Genomic DNA, 17692 nt, shown 5'->3' on the forward strand with positions numbered 1-17692 from the left:
GAGGTTTGCCCCCTCCCACATTGGGTTCTGTGTACTTACAGGCTGATCGGCGTCGCCTCGAAACGTACGCGAGGATGGGCGATGCGGTCCTGGGCGCGGACCAGTTCCAGCTCGTAACTGGCGCAGGCCTGGGTTTCCAGCAGCACTTCGTGCACCGCCGCGGCCGTGAACTCAAAAGCCGCCAACAGGCTGTCGCCCAGCAACACCCGCGCCAGGAACAGCCCCGACGTCAGGTCGCCCACGCCCACCGGCTGGCGCGGGAACGCCAGCAGCGGCCGACGCAGGTGCCAGCTGCCCTCGGCAGTTACCAGCAGCATCTCGAAACCATCCGGCAACTTGCCCGGGTAATCCAGGTGCTTGACCAGCACCGCCTTCGGGCCACGGGCCAGCAATGCCTTGGCCATGCCCAGGCAGTCGAACAGCGATTGCGGCTTGCGCCCGGCAAAGCTGTCCAGTTCCAGTTGGTTGGGGCACAGGAAGTCGGCCATGGCCGCCGCTTCATCCAGCAGGAAATCGCTGACGTCCTGCGGCACGATGCAGCCCTTTTCCGGATGGCCCATCACCGGGTCGCACAGGTACAGGGCCTTGGGGTTGATGGCCTTGATGCGCGCCACACCGGTAAGAATCGCGCGGCCCTGATCCGCACTGCCCAGGTAGCCAGACAGAATCGCATCGCAGTTGCCCAGCTCGCCGATGGCGGCAATGCCTTCCACCAGCGCAGGAATCTGCTGCGGCGCCAGCACTTCGCCCGCCCACTGACCATACTGGGTATGGTTGGAGAACTGCACCGTGTTCAGCGGCCAGACGTTCACCCCGACCCGCTGCATGGGGAACACGGCGGCGCTGTTTCCGGCGTGGCCAAAGACCACATGAGACTGGATCGCAAGCAGATGAGGTGTGCGTTTCATGCAGGAGATTTCCGTAAAGCCATTGAAATTCTGGCCGCGCAGTATGCGACTAAACGCAGCCTGTACGACAGACCGACGACACAGTTAAGCTGCTCTCACTTTGTTGGAGTTTTTCGCATGCTGACCCTGGGAAACATCTTCGTGTTGATGCTGCTGGCGACCAGCGCCGCCTGGGTATGGCACAACCACGGCCTGCGAGAGCGGGCGTTGGCGCGGGTCAAGCAGCATTGCGCCAAGCTCGATATCGAATTGCTCGACGGCGCCGTGGCGTTGAAGCGCATCGGTTTTGTGAAGGATGCCAACGGTCGGCGGCGTCTGGCGCGTATCTACAATTTCGAGTTCACCGTCACGGGCGAGACCCGTCACAGCGGGACCATCACGCAATTCGGCGCCCACAGTGCGCAGATCGAACTGGCGCCCTACCCGTTCGAGGTCAAGGAAGCACTGCCCAGCGCCAATGTGATCGAGCTGAGCCAATGGCGCCAGGACCACGCCACCAAGAACCGTCAGTAACGGCAGGCGGCCAGTGCGATCTGCAACGCGGCCACGTCCTGTGGTGCGCTGAAGATCAGTTCGATACGTGAGTCGCGACGCCATTCGCTGGGTTGCCAGGCGAACCGGCTGTTATCCACAGCGTTGGCCGAGATCCACCCATCACGGCTGTGGATAACCAGTTTGGCGCGGCGCCACTCAAGGGATGTCAGCCACAGATGCAAACGCTCGGAATCGAATTGCTGGCTCGGGTGCCAGCGCCAACCGATACTCCAACCGCCCTCCTGGGCCTGGCTCAGGCAAATCGGCACGCTCGGATCACTCCAGATAGCCGGCAATTGAGCCAGCCCCTTGGGCACCACGAAGTTATCCACAGCCGCTTCAGCCTGCGCATTCAAGCCTGGCAGTTTGCCGAGTGGCACGTACGCCTGCTGCGTCCAATAAATGTTCCGATCGGGTAGCTGTCGTTCGACGGCCTCGCGTTGCGCAGCATCCAACCCCTCATCCTTGTTCAACACCAACAGCCCGGAACTGGCCAACGCTTCCTGCTGCGCTGGCGGCAAGGGTTTGCCCGCTGCCAGCGCCTGGGCATCCAGTACCAACACACAGGGCTGAACCGCCAGCACCTGCTGCCACGGCGCTTCGCGCAACTGCTTGAGCAACTGCGCAGGATGCCCCAGGCCCGAGGGTTCGATAAACAACCGATCCGGCTTGGCCTTACGCAGCAACCGGCCCAGGCCTACTTGGAACGGTGCGCCATTCACACAACAAAGGCAGCCACCGGCGACTTCACCCAGGGCAATGCCATCGTCATCCAGGGTCAGCAATGCAGCGTCCAGGCCGATCTGGCCGAACTCGTTGATCAACACCGCCCAGCGCTCGTTGGCCGGACGTTGGGCAAGCAGGTGCTTGATCAGGCTGGTCTTGCCGGCGCCCAAGGGCCCGGCAATCACGTGGGTGGGAATGTTCTGCAGCATGGGTGCCATCGTTCGGACCGTGTAGAGGGTTTGATCCTACGCGGTTACGCGAGCCAATCCAGCGTCAGAATCAATCGGCGCTCATTCGCTTTCAACGCCGGGGAGCGATGGATGAGGCCGTGGTTTTCGTTGCCGTGCCATTTGGTGCCTTTGAGCAGGGCCACTTCACCGCACTGGATCTGTTCGATGCGCTGGCGCGGTTCGGCGTCCGGTTGGCTGAGCTTGCGTCGGTCCATCACCCCTTCGCGCAACCACTGGCTACCGATGCCGGCATAGGTGGTGATCAGCCGTACCGGCACATGGTCAACGTGGAAACGCGGGCACATGGCTTTATCCAGCAGCCGCAGGCGCACACCGATGCGCTTGGCGCCGAGCAGGCACGCAAAGGCGCTGACCAGCCACGACACATCGGCGATAAAACCTTCGTAGCCTTCAAGATCGCGGCAGCTGGACGCCAGACCGCACAGGTTCGGCTCGGCGTCTTCGTTGTTGAGTTCGATCACCAAGGACTCGGCCAACGGCTCATTGAGCGCAACCAGCAAGGCGCCGAACTCGGCGATATGCAACGGCAATTGGCGCTGCCACAGCGCCAGGTTCACGCCGTCTTCGAGAATATCGGACAGCGCCAGCGGGGTTTCACCACAGGTCTGGCGAACCACCGGGCGCAAGGGGATAAGCGGTGCCAGCATCAGGCGGCCTCTTCATACCAGGGACCAAACGGATCAGCCAGCAGGCGCCAACCTTCGACACCCAGGGCCAGTTCTTCATCGGTGAGCAAGCACGCGTCCAACTCGGCACGCATCCGCGCGAAGTCGATGTTTTGTCCGATAAACACCAGTTCCTGACGGCAGTCGCCAGTACTGAGCTGCCAGTTGCCCATGATGGCGGCGACGCTTTCTTCGTCCTGGGGCCATTGGCTTTTCGGCACAAAGCGCCACCAGCGTCCGGCAAACCCATGGCGCATCAAGCCACCGGCCTGGGACCAACTGCCCGCATCCTGATGCTTGCTGGCCAGCCAGAAAAAGCCCTTGGAACGCAGCAATTTGCCGTTGACCCAAGGCCGGTCGATAAAGTCGAAGAAGCGTTGCGGGTGGAAGGGACGACGTGCGCGGTAGGCCGTGGAGGCGATGCCGTACTCTTCGGTTTCCGGTACATGTTCACCCCGCAACTCCTGCAACCAGCCCGGCGCCTGCGCGGCACGTTCGAAGTCGAAGCGGCCGGTGTTGAGGATCTTGTGCAGCGGCACCTCGCCCATGACCATCGGGATGATTTCCGCCTGGGCGTTGAGGCGTTCAAGGATCGCCATCAGTTCCTCGCGCTCATGGCTGCTGATCAGGTCGATCTTGCTGATCAGGATCACGTCGGCGAATTCGATCTGCTCGATCAACAGGTCGGTGATCGAGCGTTCGTCTTCCTCTCCGAGGGTTTCGCCCCGTGAGGCGAGGCTTTCGGCAGCCTGGTAGTCGAGCAGGAAGTTCATGCCGTCGACCACGGTGACCATGGTGTCCAGGCGCGCGATATCGGCCAGGCTTTGCTCGTTTTCATCACGGAAGGTGAAGGTTTCAGCCACCGGCAACGGCTCGGAGATCCCGGTGGATTCGATCAGCAGGTAATCGAAGCGACCTTCCTTGGCGAGTTTTCCGACTTCTTCGAGCAAGTCTTCACGCAAGGTGCAGCAGATACAGCCGTTGCTCATCTCCACCAGTTTTTCTTCGGAACGGTTGAGGGTGACGTCACGCTGCACCTCGCTGCCGTCGATGTTGATTTCGCTCATGTCGTTGACGATCACCGCCACGCGCAGGTTTTCGCGGTTGCGCAGGACGTAGTTGAGCAGCGTGCTTTTACCGGCGCCGAGAAAGCCGGACAACACGGTAACGGGGAGACGATTGGGCATCAGGTAATCCTCATCAGGGTTGGCCGGTCAAATCGCCCGTTTATGGCGTTCGCGCAGCTCTTCACGTTCTTTGGCTTCGATACACAGGGTGGCGGTGGGGCGCAGCAGCAGGCGTTGCAGGCCGATGGGCTCGCCCGTTTCGCGGCACCAGCCGTATTCGCCGCGGACCAGCAGTTCGAGGGCGTCGTCGATTTTGTCGAGGAGCTTCTTTTCCCGCTCCAGCAGGCGCAGTTGCCACTGGCGCTGTTCTTCGGCGCTGCCCACATCGGCCGGGTCGCTGTTGGGCTCCTGCTCGCGCAGCACCAGGAATTCGCCCTCGATGCGCGCTTGCAGTTCATGGCGCTGAGTCAGCAACAGTTCGCGGAAAAAGCCCTGCTGGGCTTCATTCATGTAGTCGGCGGGCGGTTGGGCCAGCAGGTCTTGTTCGGTCATGGGGATCGGTTCACGGGCCAGGCTGTGCTTTTATGTTATAGTATAACAATGCAAATAAGCCAATCCCCCTTGCTCGTTACGACGAAGGGCGCAATGCTTGAACACTTCCCAGTCCCGAGACACCCTATGAAATACCTGGTGTGCGCCCTGTTACTGGCAGTCGCGGGGCCTGCCTGTGCCGAAGCGCCAAGCTTGCTGGCCAAGTGCACGCGCAGCGCCAACCTGTTGGCCTGTGTGGACCCCCTGGGCAATGCCTACAGCGTGGCGACGGTGGGCACCACCACGTATTTGCGTGGTTTCGAGGTGATCGGGAAACGTTATTGGGCACAAACCAACAGCCGCTACGGGCAACTGACGTTCTTTACCGGTTTGGCGTCGGATGGAGAAGCATGGGTTGGCTACACGCGGCGCGTGGGCTGGACCACGATCAACCGGTTTTCCAGCTCCGGGGGCGCCACTGCCAAATTCACGTGCAGCCGAATTACCGGCTGTTAGGCCTGGGCATTCTTCTGTTCCTGAACCCAGGCCATGTAGCTGTTCATCGGCGGGTTCTTCTGGAAGTAATTTTTCAGGCCTTCGAACAAGCCATCCGCAACCGCCTGTTGATGGCGCGCCGTCACCAGGCGCTGGGCGTCCTGGGCATTGGAGATAAACCCGGTCTCCACCAGGATCGACGGCACATCCGGTGACTTGAGCACCGCGAACCCCGCCTGTTCCACACGCTTCTGATGCAGGCTGGTGATGCTTTGCAGGCTCCCCAGCACCGAGCTGCCCAGTTGCAGGCTGGAGGCGATGGTGGCGTTCATCGACATATCAAGAATCACCCCGGCCAGCATCGGGTCCTTATCCTTGAGATTGAGCAACGTGGTGGCGCCCAGCAAATCCGCGCCGTTTTCACGCTGGGCCATAAAGCGCGCCGTGGCCGAGGTCGCGCCGCCCTCCGACAGCGCATACACCGAGGCGCCCGAGGCAGTGAGCCGTGGCGCGGCATCGGCATGCACCGAGATGAACATATCGGCCTTGTGCTGACGGGCGATGTCCACGCGCTTGCGCAGCGGCACAAAGAAGTCGTCGTTACGCACCAGTTTCACGTCAAAACCCTTTTCGCGCTTCAAACGCTTGGCCAGCAGTTGGGCGATAGACAACACCACGTCTTTTTCGCGCTGGCCCTTGGACCCGACAGCGCCGGGGTCTTTGCCGCCGTGGCCGGGGTCGACCACCACGATAATGTCGCGCTTGGGGTGCGCCTTGTTCACCGCGGCCACCAAGGGCACCGCCTCAGCCGCGATTTGACGCGGTGCACGGGTGGCGCTGGTCAGGTCCAGCACCAGGCGATGGCCCTGCCCGTCCTGAGGCGGCAATACAAAGCTGTTGAGCTGCATCGGCGCGGCCAGGTCGAGCACGATGCGCGTATCCGCCTTGCCGAAATGCCCCGAGCGAATCGAGGTGATCCCGCTGTTCTTCAGCTCAAGTTGAGAAAAGTCACCACTGAGACCCGCGCCGCTCAGGTCGATGATCAGGCGTTCCGGAGCAGTCAGGGAGAAGGTCTTGTATTGCACTGGGCCGCTAAGGTCGAACACCAGGCGCAGCTTGTCGTCCGAACGCCATAGGCGTGCATTGCGGATCTGGGTCGCGTGGGCGGCGAACGGCAAAGCAAACAAAGGGCTGGCCAGGAGCAGGTTGAGGAGCTGACGTCTGTGCATGACAAATACCGCAAATGGAGGAGTGTCCGTACTCCACATGAGTGAAAAAAGGCCGGGGCAGAAAATTCATCGTCGACTCTATTGTTATACTATAACATGTCGAATTATTTCCAACGATGGACCTGCTTATGAATGCGCTGACTCTGCCGGATATTGCCGCGCAGGCTTCACGCCAAGCCTTGCCACTCGACTGGGTGGGCATGTGCGGCATCGCCCTGCCGATCCTCATTGACGGCCAACGCCTGAGCGCCAGCGCCGATGCCGGCGTCAGCCTGGACGATGGCACCGCTCGTGGCATTCATATGTCACGCCTGTACCTGACACTGGAGATGCTCGAACAGCTGCCCGTTACGCCTGCACTTCTGCGCAATGTACTGCAGCGGTTTCTCGACAGTCATGAAGATTTATCTAAGAACGCCTACCTGCGTCTGCACACGAATTTACTGCTGAAACGCCCGGCGCTGGTCAGCCCATTGGCCGGCTGGAAGGGCTACCCGGTGAGCATCGAAGCGCGCCTGGAAAACCAGATGTTCCACGTGGAACTAAAAATTGACGTTACCTATTCTTCAACCTGCCCCTGTTCCGCCGCCCTCGCCAGGCAGTTGATTCAGCAGCAATTTCTCCAAGACTTCGGCAACACGCCGTTGCAGCATGAAGACGTGCTGACCTGGCTCGGCAGCGCTAACGGTATCGTCGCCACGCCCCACAGCCAGCGCAGCAGCGCGCAGTTGCACGTGCACCTGCAAGGGGAGCATCTGGCGCTGACGGAGCTGATCAACGCTGCCGAAGCCGCCCTCGGCACCGCCGTACAAACCGCCGTAAAACGCGCGGACGAACAAGCCTTTGCCTTGGCCAACGGGCAGAACCTGATGTTCTGCGAAGACGCCGCCCGCCGCCTTAACCTCGCCTTGAAACGCTCGGATGCGGTCAAAGCCTTCCACCTCAAAGTGATCCACGCCGAAAGCCTGCACGCGCACGATGCCGTGGCTGAAAGCCGCTGGACGAGAAACCCTGCATGATCACCTGCACTGCTTTGCGCTGGGGCGCCCCTGGCCAACCGCTGACACCCGCCGTGGATTTCACCCTGGAAAAAGGCAGCCTCACCGGCGTGATCGGCCCCAACGGCTGCGGCAAAAGCAGCCTGCTCAAAGTCATCGCCGGCCTGCAAAAACCGTTGGCGGGCAAAGTGACCGTGGATGTTCCACGCCGAGGTGGCCTGTCGTTCCTGCCCCAGCAACAGCACCTTGATCGTCAGTTCCCCATCAGCCTGCAAGAACTGGTCGCCGCCGGTTTCTGGGGCACGCGGCTCACCCCGCAACAACGCAGCCAGCGCCTGCAGAAGGTGCTGGAAGAATGGTGCCTCAGTGGCCTGGAACAGCGCCCATTGATGGCGTTGTCAGGCGGCCAACTACAACGCGCATTGCTCGCTCGCATGAGCCTTGCCGAGTCGCCAGTGTTACTGCTTGACGAGCCCCATGCCGCTCTGGACGAAGAAGGCCAGGCGCTGTGCTGGAGCCATATCCACGCCTGGCACGCCGAAGGCCGAACGTTGGTGGTGGTGTGCCATGACTTGGCCTCCGTACGCCAACACACCCAACAAGTGGTGCAAATCAAAAGCAGTGGCTGTGTATTCGGCCCCAGCAAAGAGTTGATCCGCCCGCAGCCGCACATGCAGGTGGCCTGATGCACTTCACCGCCCACCTGTGGATGCCCTTCCTCGACTTCGTCTTCATGCGTCGCGCCCTGATCGGCGGTCTGGTGCTCGCCTGCAGCACCGCCCCGCTCGGCGTATTTCTGATCCTGCGCCGCATGAGCCTGATCGGTGACGCCGTCGCCCACGGCATATTGCCCGGCGCCGCACTGGGCTTCTGGTTCGCGGGCTTGAGCCTGCCCGCGTTGACCATCGGCGGCCTGGGCGCGGGCCTGGGCATGGCCGGCCTGTCGGCGTGGATCACCCGCCGCACCGGCCTGCGCGAAGACGCCAGCCTGGCGGCCATCTACCCCATCTCCCTCGCCGCCGGCGTGTTGATCCTGGGCCTTGCCGGCAAGCGCCTGGATTTGCTGCACCTGCTGTTCGGCTCTGCCCTGGCCGTCGACGAAACCACCCTGACCGGCATGCTCTGGGTCTCCGGGTTCAGCCTGATCGCCATGGCGCTGATCTACAAACCGCTGCTGCTGGACACCCTCGACCCGCTGTTCCTGCAAACCGTCAGCCGCCTTGGCCCCCTGGCCCACGGCTTGTTCCTGACCCTGGTGGTCCTGAACCTGGTGATTGGTTTCCAGGCCATCGGCGCCTTGATGGTGGTGGGTTTGATGATGTTGCCGGCCATCGCTTCACGCTTCTGGAGTCGGCGCCTGCCGGTGTTGATCGCGGTATCGGCGGTGCTGGGATGCCTGTCGGTGTGGTTGGGTTTGTTGCTGTCGTTCTACTTCTCGCTGCCCAGCGGCCCGGCGATTGTGCTGGTGGCTGGCGGCGGGTACCTGCTGTCCGTGGTCTTCGGTCCGGTGCACGGCTTGCTGCGCCGTCCGCCTTTGCTTACATCCCAATGAGGTGTTTCCCGATGCGCGCTCTACTCGTGCTGTTCAGTTTGCTGCTGCCGTTGTCGATGGCCCAGGCCGCCGACAAACTCCAGGTGGTTACCAGCTTCAGTATTCTCGATGACATCACCCACCAGATCGGTGGCGATCACATCCAGATCAGCAACATGGTCGGCCCCGACGCCGATGCCCATACCTACGAACCCTCCCCGGACGATGCCAAGGCGCTGCTCAAGGCCAAGCTGATCATCAAGAACGGCCTGGGCTTCGAGCCGTGGCTGGACCGCCTGGTCACCAGCACCGAAACCAAGGCCACGGTGGTCACCGCCAGCAAAGGTGTGATCTCCCACACCATGGAGGAAGACGGCGAAACCATCCCCGACCCGCACGCCTGGCACAACCTGGCCAACGCCGAAATCTATGTGAACAACATCACCAAGGCACTGGTGGCCGCCGACCCGGCCAACAAGGCCGACTACCTGCGCAACAGCCAGGCCTACCTGAAAGAAATCTACCGCCTGCTGGCCGAAGCCAAGACCAAGTTCGGCGCGCTGCCACCGGGTAACCGTCGCATCGTCACCTCCCATGACGCCTTCGGTTACCTAGGCCAGGCCTATGGCATCCAGTTCCTGGCGCCACAAGGCCTGTCCACCGAACGTGAACCTTCGGCCGCCGAAGTTGCCGCGCTGATCACCCAGATCCGCAAGGACAAGGTCAAGGCGGTGTTCATGGAAAACATCAAGGACTCGCGCCTGCTCAAGCAGATCGCCGATGAAAGCGGCGCGCAGATTGGCGGCACGCTGTACTCCGACGCCCTGGCTGCCGAAGGCCCGGCGAGCACCTTCACCGGGCTGTTCGAGTACAACCTCAACACCCTGTGCGCAGCGTTGAGCAGGCCGTGACCCTGAGCATGCTCGAACTGGAAGGGGCTGCCGTCGGCAGCCGCTTTCCACTCGCCGCCGTGCTCGACGCCCTGCCGTGGAACAGCGATGGCCTGATCGCCGCCATCGCCCAGCAACATGGCAGCGGCGAAGTGCTGATGCTGGCCTGGATGAATCGCCAGGCCCTCAACGAAACACTGGCTACCGGGCAGGTCTGCTATTGGTCGCGCTCGCGCCGACAGCTGTGGCGCAAAGGCGAAAGCTCCGGCCACAGGCAACAGTTGGTGGAAGCGCGCCTGGATTGTGACGGCGACGCGGTACTGCTGATCGTCGACCAGCAAGGCCAGGCCTGTCACACCGGCCGCCATACCTGTTTCTACAACGCCATCGAGGGCGCCTACGTTCACATCATTACGGAGCCAGTTGCATGATCCGCAAGAACCCTTCCGGTGATCTGCCGGTGATTGCCGAATCGGCCTACGTCGACAAGACCGCGATCATCTGCGGCAAGGTCATCATCGGCGAGAACGTGTTTGTCGGCCCCTACGCCGTGATCCGCGCCGACGAAGTCGACGCCGGCGGCGCCATGGACCCGATCACCATCGGCGCGAATTCCAACATCCAGGACGGCGTGGTCATCCACTCCAAGTCCGGCGCGGCGGTGACGATAGGCGAATTTACATCCATCGCCCACCGCTCCATCGTCCACGGCCCCTGCACCGTCGGCGACCGGGTGTTTATCGGTTTCAACAGCGTGCTGTTCAACTGCGCCGTCGGCGATGGCTGCGTGGTGCGCCATAACTCGGTGGTCGACGGCCGTGATTTGCCCGCCGCCTTCTACGTGCCCTCCACCACCCGCATCGGGCCGAATACCGACCTGTCGCAATTCCCGCCGGTGAGTGTCAGTGCCTCGGAGTTTTCCGAAGACGTGGCACGTACCAACGTCGACCTGGTGCGCGGTTACAAAGCCCTGCAAAACGAGTTCTGAGCCATGAGCCGCCTGCTGATCCGCAACGCCCGCCTGGTGAACGAAGGCGAGGAATTCGACGCCGACGTGCTGGTCGCCCATGGCCGTATCGAAAAGATCGCCAGCAGCATCGGCGGGAACGCCGCGCCCGTGTCCATCGACGCCCACGGGCAGTGGCTGCTGCCGGGCATGATTGACGACCAGGTGCACTTTCGCGACCCCGGCGCGCCGGACAAGGGCAGCTTCTACAGCGAGTCCCGCGCAGCGGTAGCCGGCGGCATCACCAGCGTCATGGACATGCCCAACACCAACCCGGCCACGCTGAACCTGGAAGCCCTGGCCGATAAAAAGCGCCGCGCGGCCCTGCACTCGGTGGCCAACTACGGCTTTCACTTCGGGGTCAGCAACGACAACCTCGACACCGTCGCCGCCCTTGACCCGCGCGAAGTGGCCGGGGTCAAAGTGTTCATGGGCGCCTCCACCGGCAATATGCTGGTGGACGACCCACGGATCCTGGAACGGCTGTTTGCCGAAGTGCCGACCATTCTGCTGGCCCACTGCGAACACACGCCGAGCATCCAAGCCAACGAGCAGCGCATGCGTGAGCGCTTTGGTGACAGGATCCCCGCCGTCGCCCACCCGTTGATCCGCGATGCCGAAGCCTGCTATCGCTCATCCTCCTTCGCGGTGGAATTGGCCAAGCGTCACGGCACGCGCCTGCATGTACTGCACCTGACCAGCGCCCGCGAGTTGGCATTGTTCGAAGACAAACCCCTCGCACAAAAACGCATTACTGCTGAGGTCTGCGTGCATCACCTGCTGTTCGATGACCGTGACTATCACCGCCTCGGCCACCAGATCAAATGTAACCCGGCGATCAAGACCCGCGCCGACCGCGACGCCCTGCGCCTGGCCTTGCTGAGTGATCGTCTGGATGTGATTGGCACTGACCATGCGCCGCATACCTGGGCGCAAAAACAGTTGGGGTATCGTGAAGCGCCCGCGGGTCTGCCCCTGGTGCAACACGCGCTGCCGGCGTTGTTGGAATTGGTCGCCGATGGGCTGCTGCCCCTGGCCACCCTGGTGGCCAAGACCAGCCACCGTGTCGCCGACCTGTTTGCCATCCCCGACCGGGGTTACCTGCGCGAAGGGTATTGGGCCGACCTGGTGCTGATCAAACCGGAGCCCGAGGGAAAGCCGGTCAGGGATGAGCCGATTCTTGCCCGCTGCGGCTGGACACCGTTCGCCGAACGCAGCTTTCGCCACAGCGTGAGTACCACCCTGGTCTCCGGCCACCTGGCCTGGCACAACGGCCAGGTGGTCGACAGCTGCCAGGGTTTACCGCTGCATTTCCTAAGGTAGGCGCGAGCTTGCTCGCGAAGAGCGTTAACGATAACGCAGGGGACCTGACACCCGGTGGCGCTCTCCGGTTTTTCGCGAGCAAGCTCGCTCCTACAGGTTAAGCGCGAGGCTTGACCGTGCCGCAATCGGTGCCCAGCCATTGGGCGTGGGTATCCAGGCTGCCCTTCTGCTGAACGCCGGTGGCATTGAAGGTGCCGTTGACGGTGGTGGTGAATTCTTTCTGGCTCTGGAAGGTAGCGACGCCGGTGCCCTGGGCTTTGGGGCAACTGAAGCGGAATTTCCACTGGTTGCCGGTCTTGTCGGTCACTTCCTGCTTGCAGCCCGATTGGGGGTCGGTCAGGGGGATCGAATCAGAGGCGACTTGTGCCGGGGTGAGGCACACCTGCACGCCTTTGCCGGCCATGGTGATGCCTTGTTTTTCCAGCATGGCGCGCTGTTCGGGGGTCATCTGCTGCTTGAGCTGACCGAGGATCAGCGACAGGTCCGGCAGGTCCTGGTTATCGACTTTCATGTTGCTGGTGGTCAATTCCCACAAGCCCGGCGCCAGCATCTGCGCCTGCGCTGCCAGCGGCAACGACAAACCAACAACCATGGCCAAACCAAGCAGACGAGCATTCATCGGGTAACTCCTGGGCAATTGTGGGCGTTAGACGCCGCAAAAGTGCCAGTGTTGCACGCCAAATAAAATAGCGACATTCGCAGCCGTTCATGGTCTGTTAGGCATTGGATTGCCTGGAGTACCGTCGTCCATGGATTTCTTTGGCCCGCACCTGCTCGCCTACTTCATCGCCACGCTGCACTTTCTCGGGACTCTCGCCGCGATCCACGCGGTGCTGACCGTCAGGACCGCCCAAGGCTCGATCGCCTGGGCCCTGTCGCTGATGTTCATGCCCTATCTCACGCTGATTCCCTACCTGATTTTTGGCCGCAGCACCTTCGACGCGTACATCCAGGCCCGTCGCCAGGCCAATCAGGAAATGCACACCGCGATCACCGAGCTGAACTGGCGCCCCTGGGTCGAGGAGGCTCTCGCTGCGCGCAACTCCAGCGCCTACGCCTCGTTACGCGCCATGCCCAAGCTGGGGCGCATGCCGTGCCTGGCAAACAATGAAGTGCGCTTGCTGATCAACGGCGAGGCCACGTTCAGTGCAATCTTCGACGCCATTCGCAGTGCCAAAACCGCCGTGCTGTTTCAGTTCTTCATCATTCATGACGATGAACTCGGCCGTCAGTTACAGGCGCTGTTGAAGGAAAAGGCCGCCCAAGGCGTGGGCATCTACGTGCTGTACGACCGCATCGGCAGCCACGCCCTGCCCCATCAGTACGTGCAATCGCTGCGCGACGCCGGGGTGCAGGTCAAGGCATTCGCCACCCGCAGCGGTTGGCTCAATCGTTTCCAGGTCAACTTCCGCAACCACCGCAAGATCGTGGTGGTGGACGGTGTCACCGGGTTTGTCGGTGGGCACAATGTGGGCGATGAATACCTGGGCAAAAAACCGCCATTGGCACCATGGCGCGATACCCATGTGCAAGTCACCGGCCCGGTGGTGGCGTGTTTGCAGGAGTCGTTTGCCGAGGACTGGTTCTGGGCCGCGCGCGAGCTGCCGCCGCTGATCCTGCCGGACGCCTACCCCGAAGACGGCGTGCTCTGCCAATTGCTCGCCAGCGGCCCGGCCGATCCGTATGAAACCTGTTCGCTGTTTTTCGTCGAGGCCATCCATGCGGCCACCGAGCGGGTGTGGATCACCAGCCCATATTTCATCCCCGACGAAGCGGTGTTCGCCGCCCTGCGCCTGGCGGTCCTGCGGGGCGTGGACGTGCGCCTGTTGCTGCCATCGCGGCCCGACCACCGCATCGTGTACGCCGCGTCCAGCCTGTATGCGATCGAAGCGGTGCGCGCCGGTGTCCGGGTGTTCCGCTATACGCCGGGTTTTTTGCATCAGAAGGTGGTGCTGGTGGACAACGAGATCAGCGCCATCGGCAGTGCGAACATGGACAACCGTTCATTCCGGCTGAATTTCGAAGTGATGTTGCTGACGGTCGACGATGCCTTCGCCAAGCAGGTGGAACAGATGCTGCTGGACGACTTCGCCCAGGCCCATGAAGTGAGCCAGGAAGAAAGCCGCGAGACCCGCCGCCTGCAACAACTGGGCATGCGGGTGGCGCGCTTGATCTCACCGATTCTCTAACGGCCAATGCGGTAAAAAATGTGGGAGGGAGCAAGCCCCCTCCCACATTTGGATCTCCACCTTTCTGGAACATCAGCTCAGCGATAGATGTCTTCCCGCGTCCACGGCAGTTCATGGCTGCCATCCGCGTGAGGCTTCACCGCGAGGATCTGGTGCAGGTTGATCCAGCCCCGCGCAAACGCATAGGCACACCCGGCCAGGTACAGCCGCCAGATGCGTAACGCCTGCTCCGGCACCAGCTTCGCCGCCGCTTCCAGGTTGTCTTCCAGGCGCTCGCTCCAATGGTCCAGGGTGCGCGCGTAATGCAGGCGCAGGCTTTCGACGTCGACCACTTCCAGCCCGACTTCGCTGATCTCGGCGGTCATCATCGCCAAATGGGGTAGTTCGCCGTTGGGGAACACATAACGCTCGATAAACTCCCCGGCGCCACGGCCAACAGGCCGGCCGTCGGTGTGCTTGGCGGTAATGCCGTGGTTCATCACCAGGCCGCCTTCGCGCACGGCACCAAACAGGGTCTTGCAGTATTGCGCCAGGTTGGCGTGGCCGACGTGTTCGAACATGCCTACGCTCACCACTTTATCGAAACGACCATCCTGGGGCAGATCGCGGTAGTCGAGCAGTTGCAGGTCGATCTGGTCTTCCAGGCCCTCGGCTTTCACCCGCTCCTTGGCCAATGCCAGCTGTTCCTTACTCAGGGTGATACCAAACACTTTCACCCCGAACTCACGCGCTGCGAAACGTGCCAGGCCGCCCCAGCCACAGCCTACGTCGAGCAGGTACTCGCCTGGCTGCAAGCGCAACTTGCGACACAGGTGGCGGAATTTGTCTTGCTGGGCCTGGTCGATGGATTCGCTGCCGGTTTCGAAATAACCGCAGGAGTACGCCATGTCCTGGTCCAGCCATAGCTGGTAGAACTCGTTGGACAGGTCGTAATGGTAGGAAATAGCCGCGGCGTCGGTGGCCTTGTCGTGGATCGAGCGCACCGGCAGACTCGCGCCGTCGTCCTCGACCAAGGCATGACTCAACTCATCACAGACCCGGATCACTTCGCTGATGGAACCTTCCAGCTCCAGTTTGCCCTCGACGAAGGCTTCACCCAACGAGTCGAGTGTGGGATGGGTCAGTTGGGGCACGACCGTGGGGTCCTTCACCACGATGGTCACACTGGGCTCGGGGCCCAAGTTGAATTCATGGCCATCCCAGAGTCGAAGACGCAGCGGCAGTTGAAGATTCTGTAAGGCCGGTGGAAGTTGCGCGAGCATGAGTAGTCCCCCCTTGTTTCAGACGTCTGGAATGAGGGTAGACCATCCCGAGAAAAAGTAGGAGGCTATCGATTTGATAGCGTTCTTCTATGGGGCCCGGCGCTGGAGCAAACCGTCCTGGATCCACTGTTTCAGCCATGTCACCGCTTGCAGTGGTGCACCCTCTCCATAAGTGACTGCCAGTTGCGCACACAGTTCTGCGAAGCGCCAACCGGTCGTCACCATCCCCGCCAGCGCAAACGCCTCGGCCGGTCCCAGGCTTCGATAACGGCACACATTCTGATCGCGCCATACCAGGCAGATCTGTGCGAAGTCCAAGGTGTGGCTGTCGGGGAAATCCGCGCCATCCTTGCTGGCACGCCAGATGGCCACGGTGTTGAAGTGGCAAAGTCGCTGCTGTACGGATGGTGTCAGGGAGACCTGCAAACCGGGCCAATCCTCGGGCGGCAGCACCGCCATATCATCCTGGGTCAGCGGCTCACCCTGCGGCGCATCGAACGCCAGGGTGAAGGCCCACTCCAACTGGGCCAGTTCAACCAGCGGCGCACTTTGCTCGGCCACCAGGTGCTCGTGGATAAACGCCGGAAACCGCTCGCCCAACCAGCGCAGGCTGTAGTGGGCCGACGGATAACGACGCACATAGGCTTGCGTCAGCAGCGCAAACTCATCATCCCCCAGCCAATACCGGATGGCGCTGAAGTCGTGCCGCAACACCTCCTGCAGCCGTGCCAGATAAGCGTTGTGATAGATCGCCAGGCCAGTGTCTACATCCAGCGTCGGCCCACCCAATAAAGTAGCGGCAAAGCCACTGTTGGCATCAGGCGTCTGCGCTGACAAGTGCTGTTCAAAGGCCAACTGCCAGTCGGTCAGGCGCATAACGACCTCCGGGCCAAGGCTGCGGCGCCCAGCTTCCGGGCCTTTTCCAGCTCGGTGAGCAGCGCTTCGAACGGCGGGAAATGGTCATCGCGCTCCAACAGCGTCGAGACCGGCCCCAAATGCTCCAGGGTCTGTTGATACAACGCCCACACCGGGTCGCACACCGGATGGTCGTGGGTATCGACCACGTAGTCGCCGTAATCCATATGCCCGGCCAGATGCAGCTGGCGGATGCTGTCGGGCGGCAGGTTGCGGATAAAGGTCCAGGCATCGAAGCCATGGTTGCGCGCACTGACATACACATTGTTAACGTCGAGCAGCAACTGGCAGCCCGACAGGTGGGCCAGGGCATTGAGGAATTCCCATTCGGTGAATTCATCCGCCTTGGCACGCACATAACTGGATACGTTTTCCAGCACCAGCGGGCGCTGCAACACATCCTGCACTTGGCGAACGCGAGCAGCTACGTAGTAGAGGCTTTCTTCGGTGTAAGGCAGGGGCAGCAGGTCATGCAACTGGTGCGCGCTGCCACGGCTCCAGCACAAATGATCGGAAATCCACGCGGGCTGGATGCGCTCCGCGAGCTGCTTGAGGTGTTTCAGGTAGTCCATGTCGACGGGGTGGGGGCCGCCGATGGACAGGGACACACCGTGCATCACCAACGGGTAACGCTCGGCTATCGCATCCAGGTAGTACAAGGCTTTACCGCCCTGCACCAGATAGTTCTCGGAGATCACTTCGAACCAATCCACGGCCGGCGCTTGTTCAAGGATCTGCTGGTAGTACTCACTGCGTAAACCCAGGCCGTAACCCAGACTTGGAAGGGACGCGGACATGACTCGCTCCTGGGCAAAGTGTCCGCAGCGGTGGGGACTGCCACTGCGGTTGCACTCGTTTGCCGGTTATTCGCCGACTTTGCCGCCCGCTGCGTCACAGGCGGCCTTGGTCATGGCCTTGAAGCCGTGGCCCTTGCACACCGCCTGGCCTTTGCAGGCGTTTTCAGCGGTTTTGCAGTCGTTCATGCCTTTGCAGGACGTCACGCCGTAGCAATGCACTTGCGCATCGGCGGCTTGTACCTGGGTCGCAACACCAGCAAACATGGTGGCGGCGGCCATCGCCAGGGCAGCACCAGCAGCAGCGGATTTAATCTTCATTCTCGTATTCCTCGTGATCGGTAGTGGCGTCGGTCTGAACGGATTGCCCAGTCTCGA

The 17692-nt window shown here is 61.8% G+C and carries 21 protein-coding genes; 10 read left to right on the plus strand and 11 right to left on the minus strand.

The window, feature by feature from the left end; genetic code table 11:
• Positions 1 to 35: 35 nt before the first annotated feature.
• Positions 36 to 908 (minus strand): pyridoxal kinase PdxY, encoded by an 873-nt coding sequence (pdxY, locus tag PspCFBP13509_RS07080; RefSeq protein ID WP_065926771.1) that lies wholly within the window; start codon positions 906 to 908, stop codon positions 36 to 38.
• 117 nt (positions 909 to 1025) lie between these two features.
• Between pdxY and PspCFBP13509_RS07085 the strand changes: the two genes are divergently transcribed.
• Positions 1026 to 1421 carry a DUF3301 domain-containing protein gene (locus tag PspCFBP13509_RS07085; RefSeq protein ID WP_137211736.1) on the plus strand — a complete coding sequence of 132 codons (396 nt, stop codon included), beginning with the start codon at positions 1026 to 1028 and terminating at the stop codon, positions 1419 to 1421.
• Here PspCFBP13509_RS07085 and PspCFBP13509_RS07090 read toward each other — a convergent pair.
• The 4 genes from PspCFBP13509_RS07090 to dksA are packed head-to-tail and all read right to left on the minus strand — an operon-like array spanning position 1415 to position 4703.
• The gene (locus PspCFBP13509_RS07090; RefSeq protein ID WP_065926773.1) at positions 1415 to 2377 is read right to left on the minus strand and encodes a CobW family GTP-binding protein; all 963 of its coding nucleotides are present in this window, start codon (positions 2375 to 2377) and stop codon (positions 1415 to 1417) included. The genes PspCFBP13509_RS07085 and PspCFBP13509_RS07090 overlap by 7 nt on opposite strands.
• Before the next feature lie 44 nt (positions 2378 to 2421).
• Complete coding sequence (locus PspCFBP13509_RS07095; protein WP_137211737.1) at positions 2422 to 3066, minus strand: DUF1826 domain-containing protein; 645 nt, start codon at positions 3064 to 3066, stop codon at positions 2422 to 2424.
• On the minus strand, positions 3066 to 4271 hold the full coding sequence (gene zigA / locus PspCFBP13509_RS07100; protein WP_065926775.1) for a zinc metallochaperone GTPase ZigA: 1206 nt from the start codon (positions 4269 to 4271) through the stop codon (positions 3066 to 3068). Before zigA ends, PspCFBP13509_RS07095 begins: the two co-directional genes overlap by 1 nt.
• Before the next feature lie 27 nt (positions 4272 to 4298).
• The gene (dksA, locus tag PspCFBP13509_RS07105) at positions 4299 to 4703 is read right to left on the minus strand and encodes an RNA polymerase-binding protein DksA (protein WP_137211738.1); all 405 of its coding nucleotides are present in this window, start codon (positions 4701 to 4703) and stop codon (positions 4299 to 4301) included.
• Between the two features lie 126 nt (positions 4704 to 4829).
• On the opposite strand from dksA, the gene PspCFBP13509_RS07110 reads away from it, so the two are divergent.
• The gene (locus tag PspCFBP13509_RS07110) at positions 4830 to 5198 is read left to right on the plus strand and encodes a glutamine synthetase (protein ID WP_065926777.1); all 369 of its coding nucleotides are present in this window, start codon (positions 4830 to 4832) and stop codon (positions 5196 to 5198) included.
• Here PspCFBP13509_RS07110 and PspCFBP13509_RS07115 read toward each other — a convergent pair.
• Positions 5195 to 6406, minus strand: a complete 1212-nt coding sequence (locus tag PspCFBP13509_RS07115; RefSeq protein WP_027608208.1) for an N-acetylmuramoyl-L-alanine amidase — start codon at positions 6404 to 6406, stop codon at positions 5195 to 5197. The genes PspCFBP13509_RS07110 and PspCFBP13509_RS07115 overlap by 4 nt on opposite strands.
• A gap of 128 nt (positions 6407 to 6534) precedes the next feature.
• Between PspCFBP13509_RS07115 and folE2 the strand changes: the two genes are divergently transcribed.
• The 7 genes from folE2 to PspCFBP13509_RS07150 are packed head-to-tail and all read left to right on the plus strand — an operon-like array spanning position 6535 to position 12154.
• A complete protein-coding gene (gene folE2 / locus PspCFBP13509_RS07120) occupies positions 6535 to 7425 on the plus strand; it encodes a GTP cyclohydrolase FolE2 (RefSeq protein ID WP_074848019.1) in 891 nt (296 codons plus the stop codon).
• On the plus strand, positions 7422 to 8090 hold the full coding sequence (locus PspCFBP13509_RS07125) for a metal ABC transporter ATP-binding protein (RefSeq protein WP_065926779.1): 669 nt from the start codon (positions 7422 to 7424) through the stop codon (positions 8088 to 8090). Before folE2 ends, PspCFBP13509_RS07125 begins: the two co-directional genes overlap by 4 nt.
• Positions 8090 to 8956, plus strand: a complete 867-nt coding sequence (locus PspCFBP13509_RS07130) for a metal ABC transporter permease (protein ID WP_065926780.1) — start codon at positions 8090 to 8092, stop codon at positions 8954 to 8956. The genes PspCFBP13509_RS07125 and PspCFBP13509_RS07130 overlap by 1 nt, the downstream gene beginning before the upstream one ends.
• An 11-nt stretch (positions 8957 to 8967) precedes the next feature.
• Positions 8968 to 9846, plus strand: coding sequence for a metal ABC transporter substrate-binding protein (locus tag PspCFBP13509_RS07135; protein ID WP_065926781.1), 879 nt, complete (start codon positions 8968 to 8970; stop codon positions 9844 to 9846).
• Positions 9843 to 10256, plus strand: coding sequence for a phosphoribosyl-AMP cyclohydrolase (hisI, locus tag PspCFBP13509_RS07140; protein ID WP_178084539.1), 414 nt, complete (start codon positions 9843 to 9845; stop codon positions 10254 to 10256). Before PspCFBP13509_RS07135 ends, hisI begins: the two co-directional genes overlap by 4 nt.
• Positions 10253 to 10813 carry a gamma carbonic anhydrase family protein gene (locus PspCFBP13509_RS07145; protein WP_027608202.1) on the plus strand — a complete coding sequence of 187 codons (561 nt, stop codon included), beginning with the start codon at positions 10253 to 10255 and terminating at the stop codon, positions 10811 to 10813. The genes hisI and PspCFBP13509_RS07145 overlap by 4 nt, the downstream gene beginning before the upstream one ends.
• A 3-nt stretch (positions 10814 to 10816) precedes the next feature.
• Entirely contained in the window at positions 10817 to 12154 is a 1338-nt protein-coding gene (locus PspCFBP13509_RS07150) for a dihydroorotase (RefSeq protein ID WP_137211739.1), read from the plus strand.
• Between the two features lie 97 nt (positions 12155 to 12251).
• Here PspCFBP13509_RS07150 and PspCFBP13509_RS07155 read toward each other — a convergent pair whose 3' ends face one another.
• Positions 12252 to 12773 carry a DUF3617 domain-containing protein gene (locus PspCFBP13509_RS07155; protein ID WP_027608200.1) on the minus strand — a complete coding sequence of 174 codons (522 nt, stop codon included), beginning with the start codon at positions 12771 to 12773 and terminating at the stop codon, positions 12252 to 12254.
• 130 nt (positions 12774 to 12903) lie between these two features.
• On the opposite strand from PspCFBP13509_RS07155, the gene cls reads away from it, so the two are divergent.
• Positions 12904 to 14343 carry a cardiolipin synthase gene (gene cls, locus PspCFBP13509_RS07160; RefSeq protein WP_137211740.1) on the plus strand — a complete coding sequence of 480 codons (1440 nt, stop codon included), beginning with the start codon at positions 12904 to 12906 and terminating at the stop codon, positions 14341 to 14343.
• Between the two features lie 77 nt (positions 14344 to 14420).
• On the opposite strand, the gene cfaB is transcribed toward cls, so the two are convergent.
• From cfaB to bufA2, 4 genes are all read right to left on the minus strand, one after another.
• Positions 14421 to 15605 carry a C17 cyclopropane fatty acid synthase CfaB gene (cfaB, locus tag PspCFBP13509_RS07165; protein ID WP_065926784.1) on the minus strand — a complete coding sequence of 395 codons (1185 nt, stop codon included), beginning with the start codon at positions 15603 to 15605 and terminating at the stop codon, positions 14421 to 14423.
• An 87-nt stretch (positions 15606 to 15692) separates the two neighbouring features.
• Positions 15693 to 16481, minus strand: a complete 789-nt coding sequence (locus PspCFBP13509_RS07170; RefSeq protein WP_065926785.1) for an HvfC/BufC N-terminal domain-containing protein — start codon at positions 16479 to 16481, stop codon at positions 15693 to 15695.
• On the minus strand, positions 16472 to 17317 hold the full coding sequence (gene bufB / locus PspCFBP13509_RS07175; RefSeq protein ID WP_065926786.1) for an MNIO family bufferin maturase: 846 nt from the start codon (positions 17315 to 17317) through the stop codon (positions 16472 to 16474). The genes PspCFBP13509_RS07170 and bufB overlap by 10 nt, the downstream gene beginning before the upstream one ends.
• A gap of 66 nt (positions 17318 to 17383) precedes the next feature.
• Positions 17384 to 17635 (minus strand): BufA2 family periplasmic bufferin-type metallophore, encoded by a 252-nt coding sequence (gene bufA2 / locus PspCFBP13509_RS07180; protein WP_027608195.1) that lies wholly within the window; start codon positions 17633 to 17635, stop codon positions 17384 to 17386.
• Positions 17636 to 17692 lie beyond the last annotated feature (57 nt).

The sequence above is a fragment of the Pseudomonas sp. CFBP13509 genome, from assembly GCF_005233485.1.
GTDB lineage: Bacteria > Pseudomonadota > Gammaproteobacteria > Pseudomonadales > Pseudomonadaceae > Aquipseudomonas > Aquipseudomonas marginalis.

Bases quoted from the DNA above. Each gene is read 5' to 3' on its own strand.
- pdxY (WP_065926771.1), bottom strand. From the start codon at position 908: ATGAAACGCACACCTCATCTGCTTGCGATCCAGTCTCATGTGGTCTTT.
- PspCFBP13509_RS07085 (WP_137211736.1), top strand. From the start codon at position 1,026: ATGCTGACCCTGGGAAACATCTTCGTGTTGATGCTGCTGGCGACCAGC.
- PspCFBP13509_RS07090 (WP_065926773.1), bottom strand. From the start codon at position 2,377: ATGCTGCAGAACATTCCCACCCACGTGATTGCCGGGCCCTTGGGCGCC.
- PspCFBP13509_RS07095 (WP_137211737.1), bottom strand. From the start codon at position 3,066: ATGCTGGCACCGCTTATCCCCTTGCGCCCGGTGGTTCGCCAGACCTGT.
- zigA (WP_065926775.1), bottom strand. From the start codon at position 4,271: ATGCCCAATCGTCTCCCCGTTACCGTGTTGTCCGGCTTTCTCGGCGCC.
- dksA (WP_137211738.1), bottom strand. From the start codon at position 4,703: ATGACCGAACAAGACCTGCTGGCCCAACCGCCCGCCGACTACATGAAT.
- PspCFBP13509_RS07110 (WP_065926777.1), top strand. From the start codon at position 4,830: ATGAAATACCTGGTGTGCGCCCTGTTACTGGCAGTCGCGGGGCCTGCC.
- PspCFBP13509_RS07115 (WP_027608208.1), bottom strand. From the start codon at position 6,406: ATGCACAGACGTCAGCTCCTCAACCTGCTCCTGGCCAGCCCTTTGTTT.
- folE2 (WP_074848019.1), top strand. From the start codon at position 6,535: ATGAATGCGCTGACTCTGCCGGATATTGCCGCGCAGGCTTCACGCCAA.
- PspCFBP13509_RS07125 (WP_065926779.1), top strand. From the start codon at position 7,422: ATGATCACCTGCACTGCTTTGCGCTGGGGCGCCCCTGGCCAACCGCTG.
- PspCFBP13509_RS07130 (WP_065926780.1), top strand. From the start codon at position 8,090: ATGCACTTCACCGCCCACCTGTGGATGCCCTTCCTCGACTTCGTCTTC.
- PspCFBP13509_RS07135 (WP_065926781.1), top strand. From the start codon at position 8,968: ATGCGCGCTCTACTCGTGCTGTTCAGTTTGCTGCTGCCGTTGTCGATG.
- PspCFBP13509_RS07145 (WP_027608202.1), top strand. From the start codon at position 10,253: ATGATCCGCAAGAACCCTTCCGGTGATCTGCCGGTGATTGCCGAATCG.
- PspCFBP13509_RS07150 (WP_137211739.1), top strand. From the start codon at position 10,817: ATGAGCCGCCTGCTGATCCGCAACGCCCGCCTGGTGAACGAAGGCGAG.
- PspCFBP13509_RS07155 (WP_027608200.1), bottom strand. From the start codon at position 12,773: ATGAATGCTCGTCTGCTTGGTTTGGCCATGGTTGTTGGTTTGTCGTTG.
- cls (WP_137211740.1), top strand. From the start codon at position 12,904: ATGGATTTCTTTGGCCCGCACCTGCTCGCCTACTTCATCGCCACGCTG.
- cfaB (WP_065926784.1), bottom strand. From the start codon at position 15,605: ATGCTCGCGCAACTTCCACCGGCCTTACAGAATCTTCAACTGCCGCTG.
- PspCFBP13509_RS07170 (WP_065926785.1), bottom strand. From the start codon at position 16,481: ATGCGCCTGACCGACTGGCAGTTGGCCTTTGAACAGCACTTGTCAGCG.
- bufB (WP_065926786.1), bottom strand. From the start codon at position 17,317: ATGTCCGCGTCCCTTCCAAGTCTGGGTTACGGCCTGGGTTTACGCAGT.
- bufA2 (WP_027608195.1), bottom strand. From the start codon at position 17,635: ATGAAGATTAAATCCGCTGCTGCTGGTGCTGCCCTGGCGATGGCCGCC.